Source organism: Nostoc sp. UIC 10890, from assembly GCF_054786515.1.
Genome location: NZ_JBSGKF010000001.1, coordinates 4,984,910 through 4,999,540 on the forward strand (window position 1 = coordinate 4,984,910; position 14,631 = coordinate 4,999,540).

General features: G+C 38.5%; 12 protein-coding genes and 1 tRNA gene. 2 read left to right on the plus strand and 11 right to left on the minus strand.

Annotated elements, in window-relative coordinates; translation table 11 throughout:
- Nucleotides 1-79: 79 nt before the first annotated feature.
- Both ACWATR_RS20585 and dndC read right to left on the minus strand, forming a co-directional pair.
- Nucleotides 80-700, minus strand: a complete 621-nt coding sequence (locus ACWATR_RS20585; RefSeq protein ID WP_460336372.1) for a Uma2 family endonuclease — start codon at nucleotides 698-700, stop codon at nucleotides 80-82.
- Nucleotides 701-775: 75 nt separating this feature from the next.
- Nucleotides 776-2,398 (minus strand): DNA phosphorothioation system sulfurtransferase DndC, encoded by a 1,623-nt coding sequence (gene dndC, locus ACWATR_RS20590; RefSeq protein WP_460336375.1) that lies wholly within the window; start codon nucleotides 2,396-2,398, stop codon nucleotides 776-778.
- A gap of 171 nt (nucleotides 2,399-2,569) precedes the next feature.
- On the opposite strand from dndC, the gene ACWATR_RS20595 reads away from it, so the two are divergent.
- Nucleotides 2,570-4,168 (plus strand): DGQHR domain-containing protein, encoded by a 1,599-nt coding sequence (locus tag ACWATR_RS20595; protein ID WP_460336378.1) that lies wholly within the window; start codon nucleotides 2,570-2,572, stop codon nucleotides 4,166-4,168.
- An 87-nt stretch (nucleotides 4,169-4,255) separates the two neighbouring features.
- Here the strand turns inward: ACWATR_RS20595 and ACWATR_RS20600 are convergent, their stop codons facing one another.
- From ACWATR_RS20600 to argF, 9 genes are all read right to left on the minus strand, one after another.
- Nucleotides 4,256-5,200, minus strand: coding sequence for an HNH endonuclease (locus ACWATR_RS20600; RefSeq protein ID WP_460336381.1), 945 nt, complete (start codon nucleotides 5,198-5,200; stop codon nucleotides 4,256-4,258).
- Nucleotides 5,201-5,214: 14 nt separating this feature from the next.
- The gene (locus ACWATR_RS20605; protein ID WP_460336384.1) at nucleotides 5,215-6,945 is read right to left on the minus strand and encodes a ParB N-terminal domain-containing protein; all 1,731 of its coding nucleotides are present in this window, start codon (nucleotides 6,943-6,945) and stop codon (nucleotides 5,215-5,217) included.
- Nucleotides 6,946-6,958: 13 nt separating this feature from the next.
- A complete protein-coding gene (locus tag ACWATR_RS20610; RefSeq protein WP_460336387.1) occupies nucleotides 6,959-7,438 on the minus strand; it encodes a DNA phosphorothioation-associated protein 4 in 480 nt (159 codons plus the stop codon).
- Nucleotides 7,439-7,642: 204 nt separating this feature from the next.
- Complete coding sequence (locus ACWATR_RS20615; RefSeq protein WP_460336390.1) at nucleotides 7,643-8,212, minus strand: Uma2 family endonuclease; 570 nt, start codon at nucleotides 8,210-8,212, stop codon at nucleotides 7,643-7,645.
- A 65-nt stretch (nucleotides 8,213-8,277) separates the two neighbouring features.
- Entirely contained in the window at nucleotides 8,278-10,350 is a 2,073-nt protein-coding gene (locus ACWATR_RS20620; protein WP_460336393.1) for an AAA family ATPase, read from the minus strand.
- Complete coding sequence (locus tag ACWATR_RS20625) at nucleotides 10,347-10,520, minus strand: hypothetical protein (protein WP_460336396.1); 174 nt, start codon at nucleotides 10,518-10,520, stop codon at nucleotides 10,347-10,349. Before ACWATR_RS20625 ends, ACWATR_RS20620 begins: the two co-directional genes overlap by 4 nt.
- A gap of 327 nt (nucleotides 10,521-10,847) precedes the next feature.
- Nucleotides 10,848-12,326, minus strand: coding sequence for a DNA phosphorothioation system restriction enzyme (locus tag ACWATR_RS20630; RefSeq protein WP_460336399.1), 1,479 nt, complete (start codon nucleotides 12,324-12,326; stop codon nucleotides 10,848-10,850).
- Nucleotides 12,327-12,408: 82 nt separating this feature from the next.
- Complete coding sequence (lexA, locus tag ACWATR_RS20635; protein ID WP_334986538.1) at nucleotides 12,409-13,014, minus strand: transcriptional repressor LexA; 606 nt, start codon at nucleotides 13,012-13,014, stop codon at nucleotides 12,409-12,411.
- Nucleotides 13,015-13,228: 214 nt separating this feature from the next.
- On the minus strand, nucleotides 13,229-14,149 hold the full coding sequence (argF, locus tag ACWATR_RS20640) for an ornithine carbamoyltransferase (RefSeq protein ID WP_460336403.1): 921 nt from the start codon (nucleotides 14,147-14,149) through the stop codon (nucleotides 13,229-13,231).
- 396 nt (nucleotides 14,150-14,545) lie between these two features.
- On the opposite strand from argF, the gene ACWATR_RS20645 reads away from it, so the two are divergent.
- Nucleotides 14,546-14,617, plus strand: a tRNA-Thr gene (locus ACWATR_RS20645).
- Nucleotides 14,618-14,631: the final 14 nt, after the last annotated feature.

Genomic DNA, 14,631 nt, shown 5'->3' on the forward strand with positions numbered 1-14,631 from the left:
TTGTCTATGAAATATAGATAATACCATCACTAACTGTTAAGAAATGCGATTGTATCTGTCTCTGTGTTGGTAAGCGTGGCTAGATTTGCACACCTCCAGCTTGAAAAATCTGTTCGGCGGTTAAATTCAATTCTGGGAAAGTAGGCGAGACAATATGGGTATCGCCTTTAAATTGAGTAACTTGGTACTCACCATCAATTAATTGATAAATGGATATAGTCGGCAGCTTAGGATTGCCAATAAACTTCCTAGCACCTATAGCCGCATAATCTATAATCCAATATTCGGGAATACCTATAGCTTCATAATCAGCTAATTTTTTGTAGTAATCATCTCGCCAATTAGTACTAACAACTTCAATTACTAAGGGAATAGATGTAGCTTGAGATACAGTTGATTCTTTTTTCCATAAAGGCTCATTCACTAAATTTGGTCGATTGATTATTAAGATGTCTGGTGAATAAGCTGATTCACTTTCAAATGGCTTGACTAATACAGTTTTTGGAATGAAGTAAGGTAAATTTAGACGCTTGATATCAGCAGATATCTCTAGTGCCAAGAAACCAACAACATCCTCATGATCTCCCACTGGTTGTGCCATTTCAACAATCACGCCATCATGTAATTCATATCTCCCACCCTCAGGCCGCCAAGCTGCAAAATCTTCAAAAGTTACTAATTTGTGTATGGCTTGAATCATAGAACCTCGCTTTTTTTAAGATAACCCAACTTTGTCAAGCGTTCTTTAAGTAGTTTGGTTGACTCCCGTCTTCTATTATTCTGAATTTTTCTTTTTAAATTTCATACTTGCCCAAGTTACCTCTTCATCATTTTCAGTTTTACCTTCATCTACTTCATTGATTGCTGGAACATCGCCCAAAGTCATCTGCTTGACTTTTGCAACATCACCTTGACTAACTGCTTCGCTTAATTCCCGTTTCAAACGAGCATTTTTAATCGCATCTTCAGGGGAACGTGAACTCGTATTAAAACATTTTTCTAGGGTTTCGTATATTCCTACGCGACGAGTTTTTTTGCGATACTGGCGTTCTGTGTCTAACAATTTCGCCATGAGTTCCAAGTGCATCGCGTCACCTTCACAGATTTCTTCTAATACTATCCATTCATCACGACCTAGTAGGCTATAGTCTGCACCAGGACGGGGGTCTTGAAATTCTTCGCCAGTCACTTCTTGATAAATCCGGGGTAAGCTATCATCAAATTCGTGTTTTTCTTCTAGCCAAATGCGGCGAATTTCGCTCATTTCTTCTAGAGTAATTAGGGTGATATCGCGCATATTTTCTGGCGCTGTCCGACGGGTTTTTGTTTGCGCTTCTAATAATCGTCTTAACCAATGTTCTCGCCAATATTTAGTATAGGGGCCAGGTATTGGTTCAACAGATATTTCCCCATCTTTGTTACGCTCAAAAAGTTGGACTTCACCCCAAATTCTTCTAAAGTCTCTCTTATCCCAGTCCTCTTTAATGTCTAGTTCATTACGAATATCCAATAGAGGTTGCATCCATTCTTTGTCTTCATCATTCTGGATCATCGCTTCCATCGATTTATCCTGACTCACCAATGTGCAAACCCAACAGCCAAATCGGGAATCACCACAACTAGGAGTAGAAGTATCAACAACTAGAGGACACTCATTATCTGCTGTTGCACCTCGATACAAAGTAAATAAGTCTTTGTTGTTTCCTCCCCAAGGATTCTGCCACTGCATCAAGTAAAGCCATACTTCATCATTACGCCAGTCTTCGATAGGAGTATAAACGAGAGAGTTAATCAAACTCGATCTAGGACTCAGGCGATCGCGCACCCGTCCTTTTTCGTGCTTTTCCATAACGGTCGCACGTTTGTTGCTTTCAGCCTTACGCATACCTAAAACGAGAATTACTTCACCATTATCTCGAACCATATTACGGATAAAGGTATTCGCAGGCTGTATTTTCAGCCGTTCAGTACACCACCGAAACCGCATACGCGGCGCAGGATAGCCTTTGCCAATTAAGTTTACCCAAAAGGTATCTTTGACTGCGGGATAAAGCAGATGAGTTTCAATTGGCATCTCTCTTTCTTTTGCAGCAGATGCCAGCTGCTGCATGGATGTGCGAACCCAAGCAGAAACAATTGGATTTTCTACCTGAGTATCTGTTGTAATAACATGGATTGTTTTAGTTCTTTTTTCTGGAGGAAGAGCAGCGATCGCATTCCAAACAAGTTGCAATACAGCACTCGAATCTTTTCCCCAAGACACGCCTAAAACCCAAGGTACTTGGTCTAAACAATACAATTCTTGAATTTCGGTGGTGAGAGCTTGGATATAGTCCACTAACTCTGCTACAGTACGTGCTTGCTGACTTTTATTTTCTGGTTGTTGTGCTGTAGTCATTTCTCCCTACCTCTAGAAACACTGGTTTAATATCTGGACAAATAGAATTTGCAGTAACACAGACAAAATCCACTTCCGTGGGTTGAAAAAAGTTTTTAAAAACTTTAGAAGTGATATATACTTTTTTAGAAAATTAAACTACATAATACGATTCTGTTTTTAAAATTTAGCATGAAAGATAGTGCATCTGACCCAACTGCTGACATAGCTAGAGAATACCTGGAACGGGAAAACAAGGAAAAACAGGTACTAGCTTTACTCCTAGAGAAGTTTTTAGGGAGAAAAGATCAGATTCTCGTTCAAAAAACCGAAATGGGTGGTACTGAGGCTTATGTTAGCTCTGTTACACTGGAATGGTTTGCAGGTCGGGTTCACTTCGCCTCTGGCTTACCTCTGTTTCAAAAAAAATATAATCCAGAGACTGATAATGTCGAGATTGATGCGGATAGTATTGATGAAATTCAACAACGTCCCCTTGATTGGTCACGTCAAGCGCCACTAGTACAGTATTTGGCGGCTCGACACAACCATAAGTTTCCGCCAGTGCTGGTAGTAATTAATCAACCGTGGGTGGATAATCCTAAAGCTGCTGAGTGGGATAGTGAAGGACGCGCCACAAAGTCTACTACAGATTTCATCCCCTTAGATAAAGACGCTAAAGTAGGTCTGCTAAATATTTCTGAGGATGATGTAACTATTTATGCACTGGATGGTCAACACCGATTAATGGGTGTACAGGGGTTAATGGAGTTAATTAAAACTCGCAAACTCCAGCGCTATAAAAAAGATAAAGGTGCTGATGACAGTTTTATAACAGTCAATGATTTGATAGAAAAGTACCAAGTAGACCTTGCTTACTTGCAAAACTTACCCAAGGAAAAAATTGGTATTGAGTTCATCTGTGCGGTAGCGGCTGGGGAAACTCGCACTGAGGCGAGGCGAAGGGTGAGATCGATTTTTGTTCATGTCAACCTGATGGCTGCACCCTTGACTAAAGGTCAGCTAACACAGTTGAATGAAGATGATGGTTTTGCGATCGTTGCTAGAAAAATTGCAGTTACACATCCACTATTAGAACAACGACAAGAGCGCAATCCCCGTGTTAATTGGAATAGTGCAACAGTCGCTTCCAATTCTACAGTTTTGACCACTTTGCAAGCTCTCCAAGATATGTCTGAGCGATATTTAGTTCATAAGTTTCCTCACTGGAAACCCTTGGAGAAAGGTTTAATTCCCATGCGTCCAGAGGATGAAGAAATTGAGCAGGGAATTGAGGAATTTAAAAAGCTATTTGATTCTTTGGCTAGTCTTTCTAGTTATAAAATTTTAGAACACGAGGATACACCAGCTTTACGGCGCTTCAGCTTTGAGAAAGATGGAGGTGAAGGAAATATGCTTTTCCGTCCAGTTGCTCAAGTTGCATTAGCGCAAGCTTTGGGAATTTTGGTTTTTAAAAAAGGTTTTTCTTTAGAAGATATTTTTAAGAAACTGCGGAAGTTTGACCAGCAAGGTGGTTTTAGTGGTATGGAATATCCCCAATCTCTCTGGTATGGGGTTTTATATGACCCAAATAAAAAGCGAGTGCAGGTTGCTGGACGAGATTTAGCGGCAAAGTTATTGGTTTACATTCTGGGTGGAATTCAGGAACAGATGGAACGTGCTGAACTTCGTAAGGCTTTGGCGGATGCTAGAACTGTAGAAGATAAAACTATAAGTTTTGATGGTGAGTTTGTTGATCCAAAAGCTGTAGGACTTCCAACGATTTTATAACTAGCAAATCTAATGATAATTTCCAATATTCTGTCAATATTTTGTGGAGTTACACAAAACCAAATTCAACATCATAGTTCTTAAATTCTAAGGCCCTTGTTCTGCAATTGTTCTACTCATAAAACGATTTGAACCTAAAGGATCATGCTCAGAGCAAATAACACGTAGATTTGTTGGGTTCATTGCACCTTCAGGATGCCTGGGAAATACAGTCAACTGTGAATTATCTACAGTCTGCTCACAACCTCCCTCGTATTCGCAGCATCTACGTACAGACAAAAGTCGAACAATCCAAAAAGGATGAGGAATACTTTGCTTTCCCAATTTTGTATGATTTAATATACGTGGTTTCAGTGCAACATCATACAAAGAAGTTCGATCACTTTTGTGAGAGTTGCACCAACCACATGCTATACGAAGGTTATCTTCTTCATTACCACCTTTTGAAAAGGGTACGGCATGGTCAACTTCAACAGAAATATCCCGTTCTGTTAAACCATGCAATGTCATGTAATCAACAAACTGAGGAAGAGGAGCTTCCTGATAGTTGATATATCCCAAGAACTTATTTTCAGCCCATGTGGTAAATGTATATCCACAAATCCAACAACGCTGTTCTGTTCCGTAGATATCCCATAACATTTTTCTATTTTCTAAACTCAGAGAAATGCGTTTTCTCTCTCTTCTCCGTTGAACTTCTTTATCTACTAATCTCGCAATATATTTTGTAATTTTATTTCGCTCATCTTCAGAAATTCCTGGGAAAATAAGAGGTACTCTTTTCTGAACTGTTTTTACTATGTAGGCGTAGCCTTGAGAAGAATTAGCAAATATATCTGGATTGCAGATGGACTCAATAAACCACTGTGTCCACAATATATGTATGTCAGCTCTTAGTAAAGTTCCTCGACCGCTCATGATAAAGTCAGGCACTCTCTGATTTGCAATATTACTGAGACTCGTGATATCCCAAGAAGCTTCAAGTTTGTCTGCTGTAGTGTCAAGAAAAGAGCTAATTTCTGCAAATTCCATAGCTATAATGAAACTTAATTGCCAAGGGGGTCACGATATTGAGTTGATCTTGGTAGTCTTTGTGGGTCTTTTCTATATTCCACCCAAAGCTTTGACCACCTTTTTTTAATACCAGGTACATCTTTTTTCACTCCTTTTAAATTCCATTCTCGGTTAAAGTAATCACGATCAACATCTTTCAACCATTGATTAACAAGAATAGGGATATCATTTGTACTATCGATTTTAATCTCCCGTTCACATAGAAATTGAAAGAAATCTGATGCAAGAATAGTCAATGATGTTTGGTTAAAAATATTTGACTTAACTGGAGAACCCCAGTAATGAGATGCTTCATCATTATTTCGAGAAGCTAGTTTATCACGTACTGAAGTCCAAAATAATATAAATACTTCTCTCCAAGAGCCATCAAGCTTACGCCAGTAGTTGAAAGCATCTTCACACTCTTCAACTTCCCAATTCTCAACAATTTTTGATTCAGGTAGGTAACAACGTCTCCATTTATCAGCGTAATCAACACTTTCATGAAAAAGTTTACCTCCTTTTAGTTCCCTAAAAATTTTTACTATAGATGCAAGAACATTCCATTTTAGACGGTCTTTACTATCTGAAGCAAGTCCCCTTTCAACTAAACCATAAAATGGACTATTTTGAGATCGAGTCAGAAAAGTTACTGCTCTTGATTCTTCAAGTTTAATCCCTGCTAACTCAAGCCTATCTGATACTCTAGTCAATTCTTCATTAGAAAGACTGGTAGATATAATTGTTCCTAGCAAAGCGGTTTTGATCGGTGTTGCTTTCTGATTTACAACTACAAATTGAAAAACCTGTTCTGCTGGGTCTGTATTCATAAGTAGTGAAATTGGCAGTTTACGAGCTGCATCAGCTTCTATTTTTCTTTGAGCTTCTTCTGGTTCAATTTTATCATCTATAATTGCTTTTTCTATTAACTCCTTATATGCATCTTGTATGACTAGTTCTTTAACAGATTTAATCGCTGCTCGAAGCCTATGTTGTCCATCAACAACAACTATAGGACGTAAAAATGAAATCATTGCTTCTTTTGAATAGTCTAGAAATTTGTCTTCATTAAAACTATCTTTTATCTCTTCTAAAACGGAAATATAAGCAGCAACCTCTTGCCAAAAATCTAATATATGGGATTCATCAGTTAATGAAAGACCTAAAGCTCCATCATCATCTGATTCTTCAGTAATGTCTTGATCATTTTCATAAAATTCATCTTGTGAAGCCTGAAAACTATGCAAGATTTCTGCACGTTGTTTAAGTTCTAATATAATTTTATCAGGGACTATTTGAGTTACTAGTCCTGGGACTCTACGCTCTAAATCTGCTTTTACTCTTCTTAGTAAATCTAGTAAGCTTAGTTTCTCTAAAAATTCACTTTTTACAGTTAGAAAACCATGTTGAATGCTCTCAGTGATACTATTATCAATTTCACTTGGTTCAAAAATAACTAATTCACTTGCTTGACGTAATGCACAAAGTAAAGGATTTTGAATTATATTCTGTTCATTACGATAAAAATCACTAATTTCTTTGATGCGTTTTTTATTTTCTTCCCGTTGGAAACCAGTCGTTTCTTTTGATTGCTCTCCAATTTTCTTTTTCTGTGGTACACCTGCCCACATATCAATTTCTATAGCGGAAGCAGCAAAAAGTACCAGCCAATCACCAGAATTTGTTTGTCTTATGCGAACGGCTTTATATTTAAAGTTATGCATATTTATTCCTGTATTATATAAAACGACTTAAGTCAAAACTTGTTTCTTCTTGTAGCGTTTCATTGAATCTTTCAGTCATCAAAATTAGAAGCAGTCTTTCTGAATAGTCTACTGCCCCTCGTAATTCCTGTTGTAATATCTCAAGCCCACCATTAGCATATTCTTCAAACATACGAATGCGTTGATTTTCATATTTTTCGTTTTCATAAGATAAAATATTAAGTTCTTTAGCTTCAACAATTGCTAGTAGTTTGATTACCAAATCATATCCCTTAATTAAGAAATGTTCTTGTCCAATTGGTGACGGTTCTCTTTTAGAAATTTCACCCAAAGCCACCCGCTTTTTATGCTTGACACCCAAAGCTGCTGCAAACACAATCACATCAGCATAGGTTTGAAAAGGCCCTGTTCCACCATCTGAAGACGTTAATGTTAAATCCTTTACTAACTCAGCTTTATCTTTAGCAACCCTGATTCTGCCAGTTTCCGCCATTGTTATAATACTTAAGGTGTAGCTATCTTAACCGAAAGTTAGAAGCGATCGCACATCTTACCGCATTATTTTATACTAGTATGTAGGCGATCGCTAAACAAACAAATTATCTACTAACATAGTCCATCTTTCCTCTCTTCCCTCTGCGTCTTCTGCACCTTTTTTGCGAAACTGGTTCGTAAAATACACAATCATACAGTCTACTCAAATAGGAAATTGAACATTCTCATACACCAAAGATATTGGAAAGCGGAAATTAACGCTGGTTAAATGAACTTCATCCCCTTCTTCATAAGGATGTAACTCCCAGAGTCCTCTATCATTTAACCGGAAACAATCTAAACCAATTTTTTCAGCATCGATAAGGACGTATTCTTGCAAAGTCTGAATGCGACGATACCGCGTAAATTTTTTACCTCTGTCGTAAGCTTCTGTGCTAGGGGAAAGAACTTCAACAATTAAACAAGGATATTGGAGAAATTGAATAGCTTGTTTATCGCGTTCATCGCAACTCACCACAACATCGGGATAATGAAAAGGCCCCTTCTCAGATACACCTACTTTTGCATTTGCCATAAAGGGAAGACACTCACTCCCTCTTAGATGAATTTTTAACGCTGAAGCTAAGTTTAAAGCAATATCATTATGGGGAAGAGTACCCCCAGTCATGGCGAAAACTTCACCATCAATATATTCATATTTGATTTCTTGGCGTTCTTCCCATTCCAGATATTCTTGGGGAGACATATAATTTCTATCTGAACTCGCAACCATAACTTTATTCCTCTCTTTTTCTCAAATTTAACCAAGAAAAAACCTTTGCGCCTCTCCGTGAGTAATTACCCATTCCGTTCAACTGCGATAATTTCCGTATATTCAAACTCATTCGGACTTTGTTTCACCAAAGGATATCTTTCTTCACCCAACTCAATATAATCTTGTTCGCAATCTGGCTTAGAAGAATAATACGTAAGCACATATTCTCTACCAATTCTGTTTGTCATCTCAGCTTCTACTTCACCCCGCCACTGAGTTTTAGTAACTAAAACTATCAACTGATTCGCTAATTGGGGAATTGTCTTCGCAATGTGTCGCCGCGAATTCTCATCCAAACTACCGAAGGGTGAATCCATGACAATTGGGAAAGTGCTACTATCGGGAATCATCATCATTTTTCGTTTCTCACTCCATTCCCTTACTTTGTCAATGATGCTGGCAATAAAGGATAAACTGAGAACTTGATTTTCACCCGTAGATGCTGCAACTGGTGCTTCTATACCTGTAGTATTTTCTACTAATGTCAGTTCATATTTTTCACTAATTTTAGGAATATAGGGAGTAACAGAAATCTCTGTGAATATCTCTTGTACTCGTTTTTCTAATTGCAGACGAAATTGCTGTTCTTGACGATTTCTAACTTCCGTTAATCGTTCGATTGCATCTTGAGTAGCGTTAATTCGTCGCTGTGCTAGAGTTTGCTTGTCTTCATTCAGCTTTTGTTTAGCAATTTGTTTATTTAAACCTTCAATCTCAGTTGTAAGTTGAGAAATCTGCTGCTGATTTGCACCATGTTCTCGGTTCAATTCATCAATTTTACTTTCAATTTCATCTAAGCGTTTTTGTAAACTGCTAATTTCTTCATTAGCATCTTTTCGCAACCGTTCTTGAATATTGTCTAAATCACCTTCAATTTGAGATATGCTTTGCCTTAACTGATTAATTCTACTTTGTTCTCTATCAACCTCTTCCCAAAATCCTATTGCTTGCTTATCAATTTCATCTACTTGAGCTATCATCCGAATTGCAGTTTCTTCTACCGCTGAGGAACCTGCTTTATTTAACCAAGTACTCACATGAGTATGAGAATGATTACCCTCGTGTAATTCTGCGCCACAAATACAGCGCTGAGAATTGAGTAAATCATTCACAAATTCCCGCGATATTCCTGATGTTAACTCGCCACGCTGCTTCAAATCATTGATAATTCCTCGAAACTGGGATGTAGTTTCCGACAATAAAACTGTATAACCCCGCGCAGAGAGAACTTTTTTTAGCGCTTCCTTTGTTTTTTTATATTCTTCTTGATTCGCCGTCTTCTGCGATTCTAAATCTTGCCATCTTTCTTGCAATTCTTTAGCTGCGCTAAGTTCTCGTAAACGGTTACTTGTCTCTTTTTTAAAAGTTTGTTGATATTCTAACTCTTCTTTAATTTCCGTTTGCCGTTTGGTAATCCGTTCGCGTTCCCGTTCTATCTTTTCTTGCTGTCGTAATAGTTGTTTGGTTTCAGAATCACCAATTGCTTTTAATTCATTTTCTAAAGATTTTTTAGCATCTCCCAAATGTCTGATGGAACGGTTGATTACTTCTACACCCAAGAAAATTTTTGTCGCTTCAGCAATTTCAGCTTTTTTGTCAGAACGAACTATTTCTTCAATTCTTTCGCCGTCAAAGAAAAAATATTGATGTAAAGTAGCGGGTAAAATTTGATTAATTATATCGTCTGGTTGCTGAGTTGGTATATTCCATTTACCATCATCCGCACCAACCCACATTGTTAATTGAGTTTTACCAGCGTCAAAATCACCTTCGTTTTTATAACCCCGACAGGCGCGTTTAACTCGATAGCGTTTACCTTCATGTTCCCAGCCAATTTCTACCCAACATTCTACAGCTTGACCTTTTTGAGCCTCTGCGATCGCACGCTTATTAACTAACTGCTCTATCGATGCAAATGCTGCACTAAATTTATCATACAATACCCAAGTAAAAGCATTTAGTAAACTGGTTTTTCCAGAGCCATTATTGCCATGAATAATCGTTGTGTTTTGAACATCCCCTCCAGCCAGGAGCATCTCTGGTGTCGTACCATAAAAGGAGCGAAAGTTGCATAGCTTGATTGAAGTCAGCTTCATCGCACCTCTTCCTTAATAATGTCCAAAATATTATCATTTATATGGCTGTTAATCTTCTTATCTAGCCTGCCTTTTTCCAGCTTCCATACCCGCTCAATAATTCGCCGTACCTCCGGCGAAGCGCTATTTATTGGCTCCTGCACATCATCGATATTCGCATCTTGTGACATCTTCGGTTTGGAAATTTAGTTTTTCTATATTTTAACTTTCTCTAGTATTGCATTTACCTCCGTAAAGCCACTGTTAGCCTTATCTTTAATTTTGCCAACACTATTTTTTCAAATTTATCATTTTCTTTGAAAAAAGACTTTATTATTGAATTGTCTTCTGTTATTATTAATATTAACAATCTAGATTATAATGGGATGTAAGTGAAATTTTTAAAGCAACTTACATCCCATTATGATCTAACTCATAATTTTATTATTTCATATTTAATGCTTCTTTTTTCAAAACTCGAAAAATTTTACAAAATAATACAACTATATAGTTCATCATCAAATATCTAATAAACCATAGCACTTTTGTAAATCAAGTAACTTCATTCTTGCTTCCCCTGCATTATCAGCTAAATCAGCAAACTCTACAAAGCGCCGTAATTCTTTTTTCAATAAATTACGTTCAACTTCTATAGTTTCTCTATCTAAATCTGGTGGCAAAACAATCATGTCAAATATTGTTGCGCGTTCCTTAGCTGGATGAGGACGTAAAACTCGCCCCCGTCGCTGAATAAACTGGCGAGGATTACCAGAACTTGATAAAATCACGGCAGTTTGAATTGCTGGAATATCTACACCTTCATCTAAACAACGAATTGCGACTAAACCTTGCAACTCTCCACTTTCAAATTGATGGCGCAAAATTTCCCTTTCTTGTAAAGTTGTTTGAGCCGTATAGGTGCTTACTTTGTATCCCAAATCCACTCCCAGAATTTTAGCAACAGCTTTAAGTTGGCGTAGCGATGAACGTTGTCCCGCATCTTGGGAACCATCACTACAATAAAAAAGAGTGTGACTAGTTTCGCGGCGAGTAATCATTAAATCCCGCAAAGCATTTAATTTATTTTCCGCCGCACCAATTAATCTTGCTCTTTGCATCAATAAAGGCTTTAAATCTTCATTGTCTTCAAAACTTCCTGCTTGTCCATTTTCTCTATCTCGATAAAGTAGCGATCGCCCAATTCTTTTAGTTAACTTTAAATAGGCAATACTTTCGGCTTCAGTTAACTCCACCAACACCGGATAATACAGATAATGTACCAAAGCACCTTGAGCGATCGCATCTCTCAAAGTAAACTCAGGCTGGAGAACTGGGCCAAAATAATCAAATAAAGATTGCGTACCAAAATCATCAAAATACCTCTCCGGTGTGGCAGATAAAGCTAGTCTCAACCCAACACTACGCGGCAAACTTTCTTCTAACTTAGGTGCGCCTAAATTATGCGCCTCGTCCCCAATAATTAAAGTTTTGGCGGGAAAATATTTGAGTTGAGACTGAAACCCATCTCCAATTAAAGTGGAGTTTGTAGTAATCACGGTGACAAACCGTTGAGAACCAGAACGCAGATTATAAATTTGCGTAGAAAGTTGACTTTGCCAAGTGCGTAAATTCTCGAAAGCTAAAATGGGTTGCAAATTAAATTTTTCACATTCTCGCGCCCATTGGGTAACAAGATGGCGGTAGGGACATACCACAACCAGAACTTGTAAATTAATCTGCTGATATAATTCACAAGCGATCGCTAATGCGGTAATCGTCTTACCACTACCAGTAGCCATTTTCAGCGTCCCTCTGCCATTGTTGCTAAACCAGCTAGCGATCGCTTGGCGCTGATATTGCCGCAATTGCAGAGATGGAGGCATTCTTGGGCATCCTGGTAATGGTTGCGTATAATAACTGCCCTTACTTTCCCTTGCATAAGGTAATTTCAACCGGAAAGTGGGCAGTTGTTGCACTGGGTTTTGCGTCAGGTACATATTTATTTAGTCATTGGTCATTGGTCATTGGTCATTGGTCATTGGTACTTATCTTTCCCATTCCCCATTCCCCATTCCCAATTCAGTTGTAACCACGCCAAACACCAATGAGTGAACCTTGTACCTGCACTTGCATAGCGCTGACTTCTATGGGATTGTACTTGGGATTTGCTGGTTTTAGGGTGACGCGATCGCCTTGGCGATAAAAACGTTTTAATGTTGTACCAAATCCATCTACTCTGGCGGCGACGATGGTGCCATTTTTTAAATGATTTGGTTCTGCTACTGGACGCAAAAATACTACATCGCCATCAGCAATTAAATCTTCAATCATGCTATCGCCAGCTACACGCAAAGCATAAGTTTGGGGAGGTAACTCAAAATTAGAAAAGTCTAAATGATCTACAGCATCAGTAAACGGTTCTATTAAACCACCAGCCGCGATCGTGCCCAAAATTGGTACACCTTGTTTAACAGGACGCAAAATCCGAATCGTTCGCGCTTGTCCTTCAGTCCATTCTATATATCCTTTAGTGCGTAAATGTTCTAAACGGCTTTGAATTGGTGCTGGTGACTTCAGGTTCATCGCTTGCATCATTTGCCGAATAGAAGGTGAATGCTGGTGCGATCTGATATATTCTGCCAACCATTCGTAAAGTTCTTGTTGAGCTTCAGTTAGACGTTCCATAAATTTGTGGGAAGTAATTATAAATGTCTCTAGAACATTAGTACTACAAAAAACTCCCCATAACAAGAGAAAAGTAAAAATATGAAAGGCAAAAGCAAAATTATTTTCTTCTCTTTTGCCTTTTGACAAATAAGAATATTACATACAGGTTACAGGTTAGAGGGTACAGGTTACAAGCAAGAAAACTATACCCTATCCCCTGTGCCCTATTCCCTCACTCTGCCCCTAAAATACTTGCAAGTAAAGCTTTTTGGGCATGGAGGCGATTTTCTGCCTGTTCCCAAACTCGTGATTGGGAGCCTTCAATAACTGCCTCGGTAATTTCTTCACCGCGATGGGCTGGTAAGCAGTGTAAAACAATTGCCTCTGGGTCAGCAAGGCTCAATAGCTGCTCCGAAATTTGGTAAGGCTGGAAAATTGGCATCCGGTTATCGGCTTCTGCTTCTTGTCCCATACTTGCCCAAACATCAGTGTAAAGTACAGCAGAACCCTTTGCAGCTAATTCTGGATCGTGAGTGAGGAGGACTTCAGTTTTGTTGTTAGCGATCGCTCTTGCTTGTTCTACAATCCTAGAATCTGGTTCATATCCACTAGGGGTAGCAATTCTAACATTCATCCCCACTAAAGCACAGCCCAACATTAGAGAATTAGCCACATTATTCCCATCACCCACGTAGGTTAAAGTTAACCCAGCAAGGGTGTTAAAGCTTTCTTGAATCGTCAATAAATCAGCTAATACCTGACAAGGGTGTTCTGCATCAGTAAGTGCATTAATTACTGGAATATTGGCATAGTGAGCAAAAGTTTCCAAATCCTGCTGGGCAAAAGTGCGAATTGCCAAAATATCCAAATATCGATCTAACACCCGCGCCGTATCCTGCAAAGGTTCGCCGCGACTAACTTGAGTGACATTAGGGTTGAGATCAATTACCTGTCCACCAAGTTGGTACATTGCTACTGTAAAACTTACCCGCGTGCGAGTTGAAGCTTTGGAGAACAACAACCCCAAAACTTTATTACATTGCAACTTCAACTGTTGTGATTTAAGTTGAGTTGCTAATTGCAGGAGTTCTTGAAGTTCCGTTGGACTGATGTCCGCCAGACTTAATAAATCTCGTCCGATCAACACTGCCATGCTTCCGATGTGTAAAGAACAATTATATATTTCTGTTGCTTTACCAGCCGGATCAAAAAAATACAATTTTAGAACTGTACTAGATATTTTTGCCTCCGGCCCAGGATTTGAGCTAGCTTTTTTTATGAATTTATCAATTTTATCAGTGATCAGAATCACCGAAGAAAGGCAGAGGGCAGGAGGCAAGAGGTTTTAGAAAATAGTTTTTACCTCAGCAATCAAAGGTTTGAGAGCAACTAAATTTGACGCACAAAAACCCCAATATTGCCAAAATCTCTGGTCTTCTAACCTAATTTCTGAACAGGAAAATATTTTTTAGGGATTACACCTAGACAAATAAATTCTTTATGGTACAATAATAAATTGTGGTTGCTAATTGAAGATAACCCCAAATTTGCCAGCATAGCACAGTGGTAGTGCATCCGACTTGTAATCGGAAGGTCGCGAGTTCAAATCCCGCTGCTGGCTTGGACTAAAAAAAT

Bases quoted from the DNA above. Each gene is read 5' to 3' on its own strand.
- dndC (WP_460336375.1), bottom strand. From the start codon at position 2,398: ATGACTACAGCACAACAACCAGAAAATAAAAGTCAGCAAGCACGTACT.
- ACWATR_RS20605 (WP_460336384.1), bottom strand. From the start codon at position 6,945: ATGCATAACTTTAAATATAAAGCCGTTCGCATAAGACAAACAAATTCT.
- ACWATR_RS20585 (WP_460336372.1), bottom strand. From the start codon at position 700: ATGATTCAAGCCATACACAAATTAGTAACTTTTGAAGATTTTGCAGCT.
- ACWATR_RS20610 (WP_460336387.1), bottom strand. From the start codon at position 7,438: ATGGCGGAAACTGGCAGAATCAGGGTTGCTAAAGATAAAGCTGAGTTA.
- ACWATR_RS20615 (WP_460336390.1), bottom strand. From the start codon at position 8,212: ATGGTTGCGAGTTCAGATAGAAATTATATGTCTCCCCAAGAATATCTG.
- ACWATR_RS20630 (WP_460336399.1), bottom strand. From the start codon at position 12,326: ATGTACCTGACGCAAAACCCAGTGCAACAACTGCCCACTTTCCGGTTG.
- ACWATR_RS20620 (WP_460336393.1), bottom strand. From the start codon at position 10,350: ATGAAGCTGACTTCAATCAAGCTATGCAACTTTCGCTCCTTTTATGGT.
- lexA (WP_334986538.1), bottom strand. From the start codon at position 13,014: ATGGAACGTCTAACTGAAGCTCAACAAGAACTTTACGAATGGTTGGCA.
- ACWATR_RS20625 (WP_460336396.1), bottom strand. From the start codon at position 10,520: ATGTCACAAGATGCGAATATCGATGATGTGCAGGAGCCAATAAATAGC.
- ACWATR_RS20595 (WP_460336378.1), top strand. From the start codon at position 2,570: ATGAAAGATAGTGCATCTGACCCAACTGCTGACATAGCTAGAGAATAC.
- argF (WP_460336403.1), bottom strand. From the start codon at position 14,149: ATGGCAGTGTTGATCGGACGAGATTTATTAAGTCTGGCGGACATCAGT.
- ACWATR_RS20600 (WP_460336381.1), bottom strand. From the start codon at position 5,200: ATGGAATTTGCAGAAATTAGCTCTTTTCTTGACACTACAGCAGACAAA.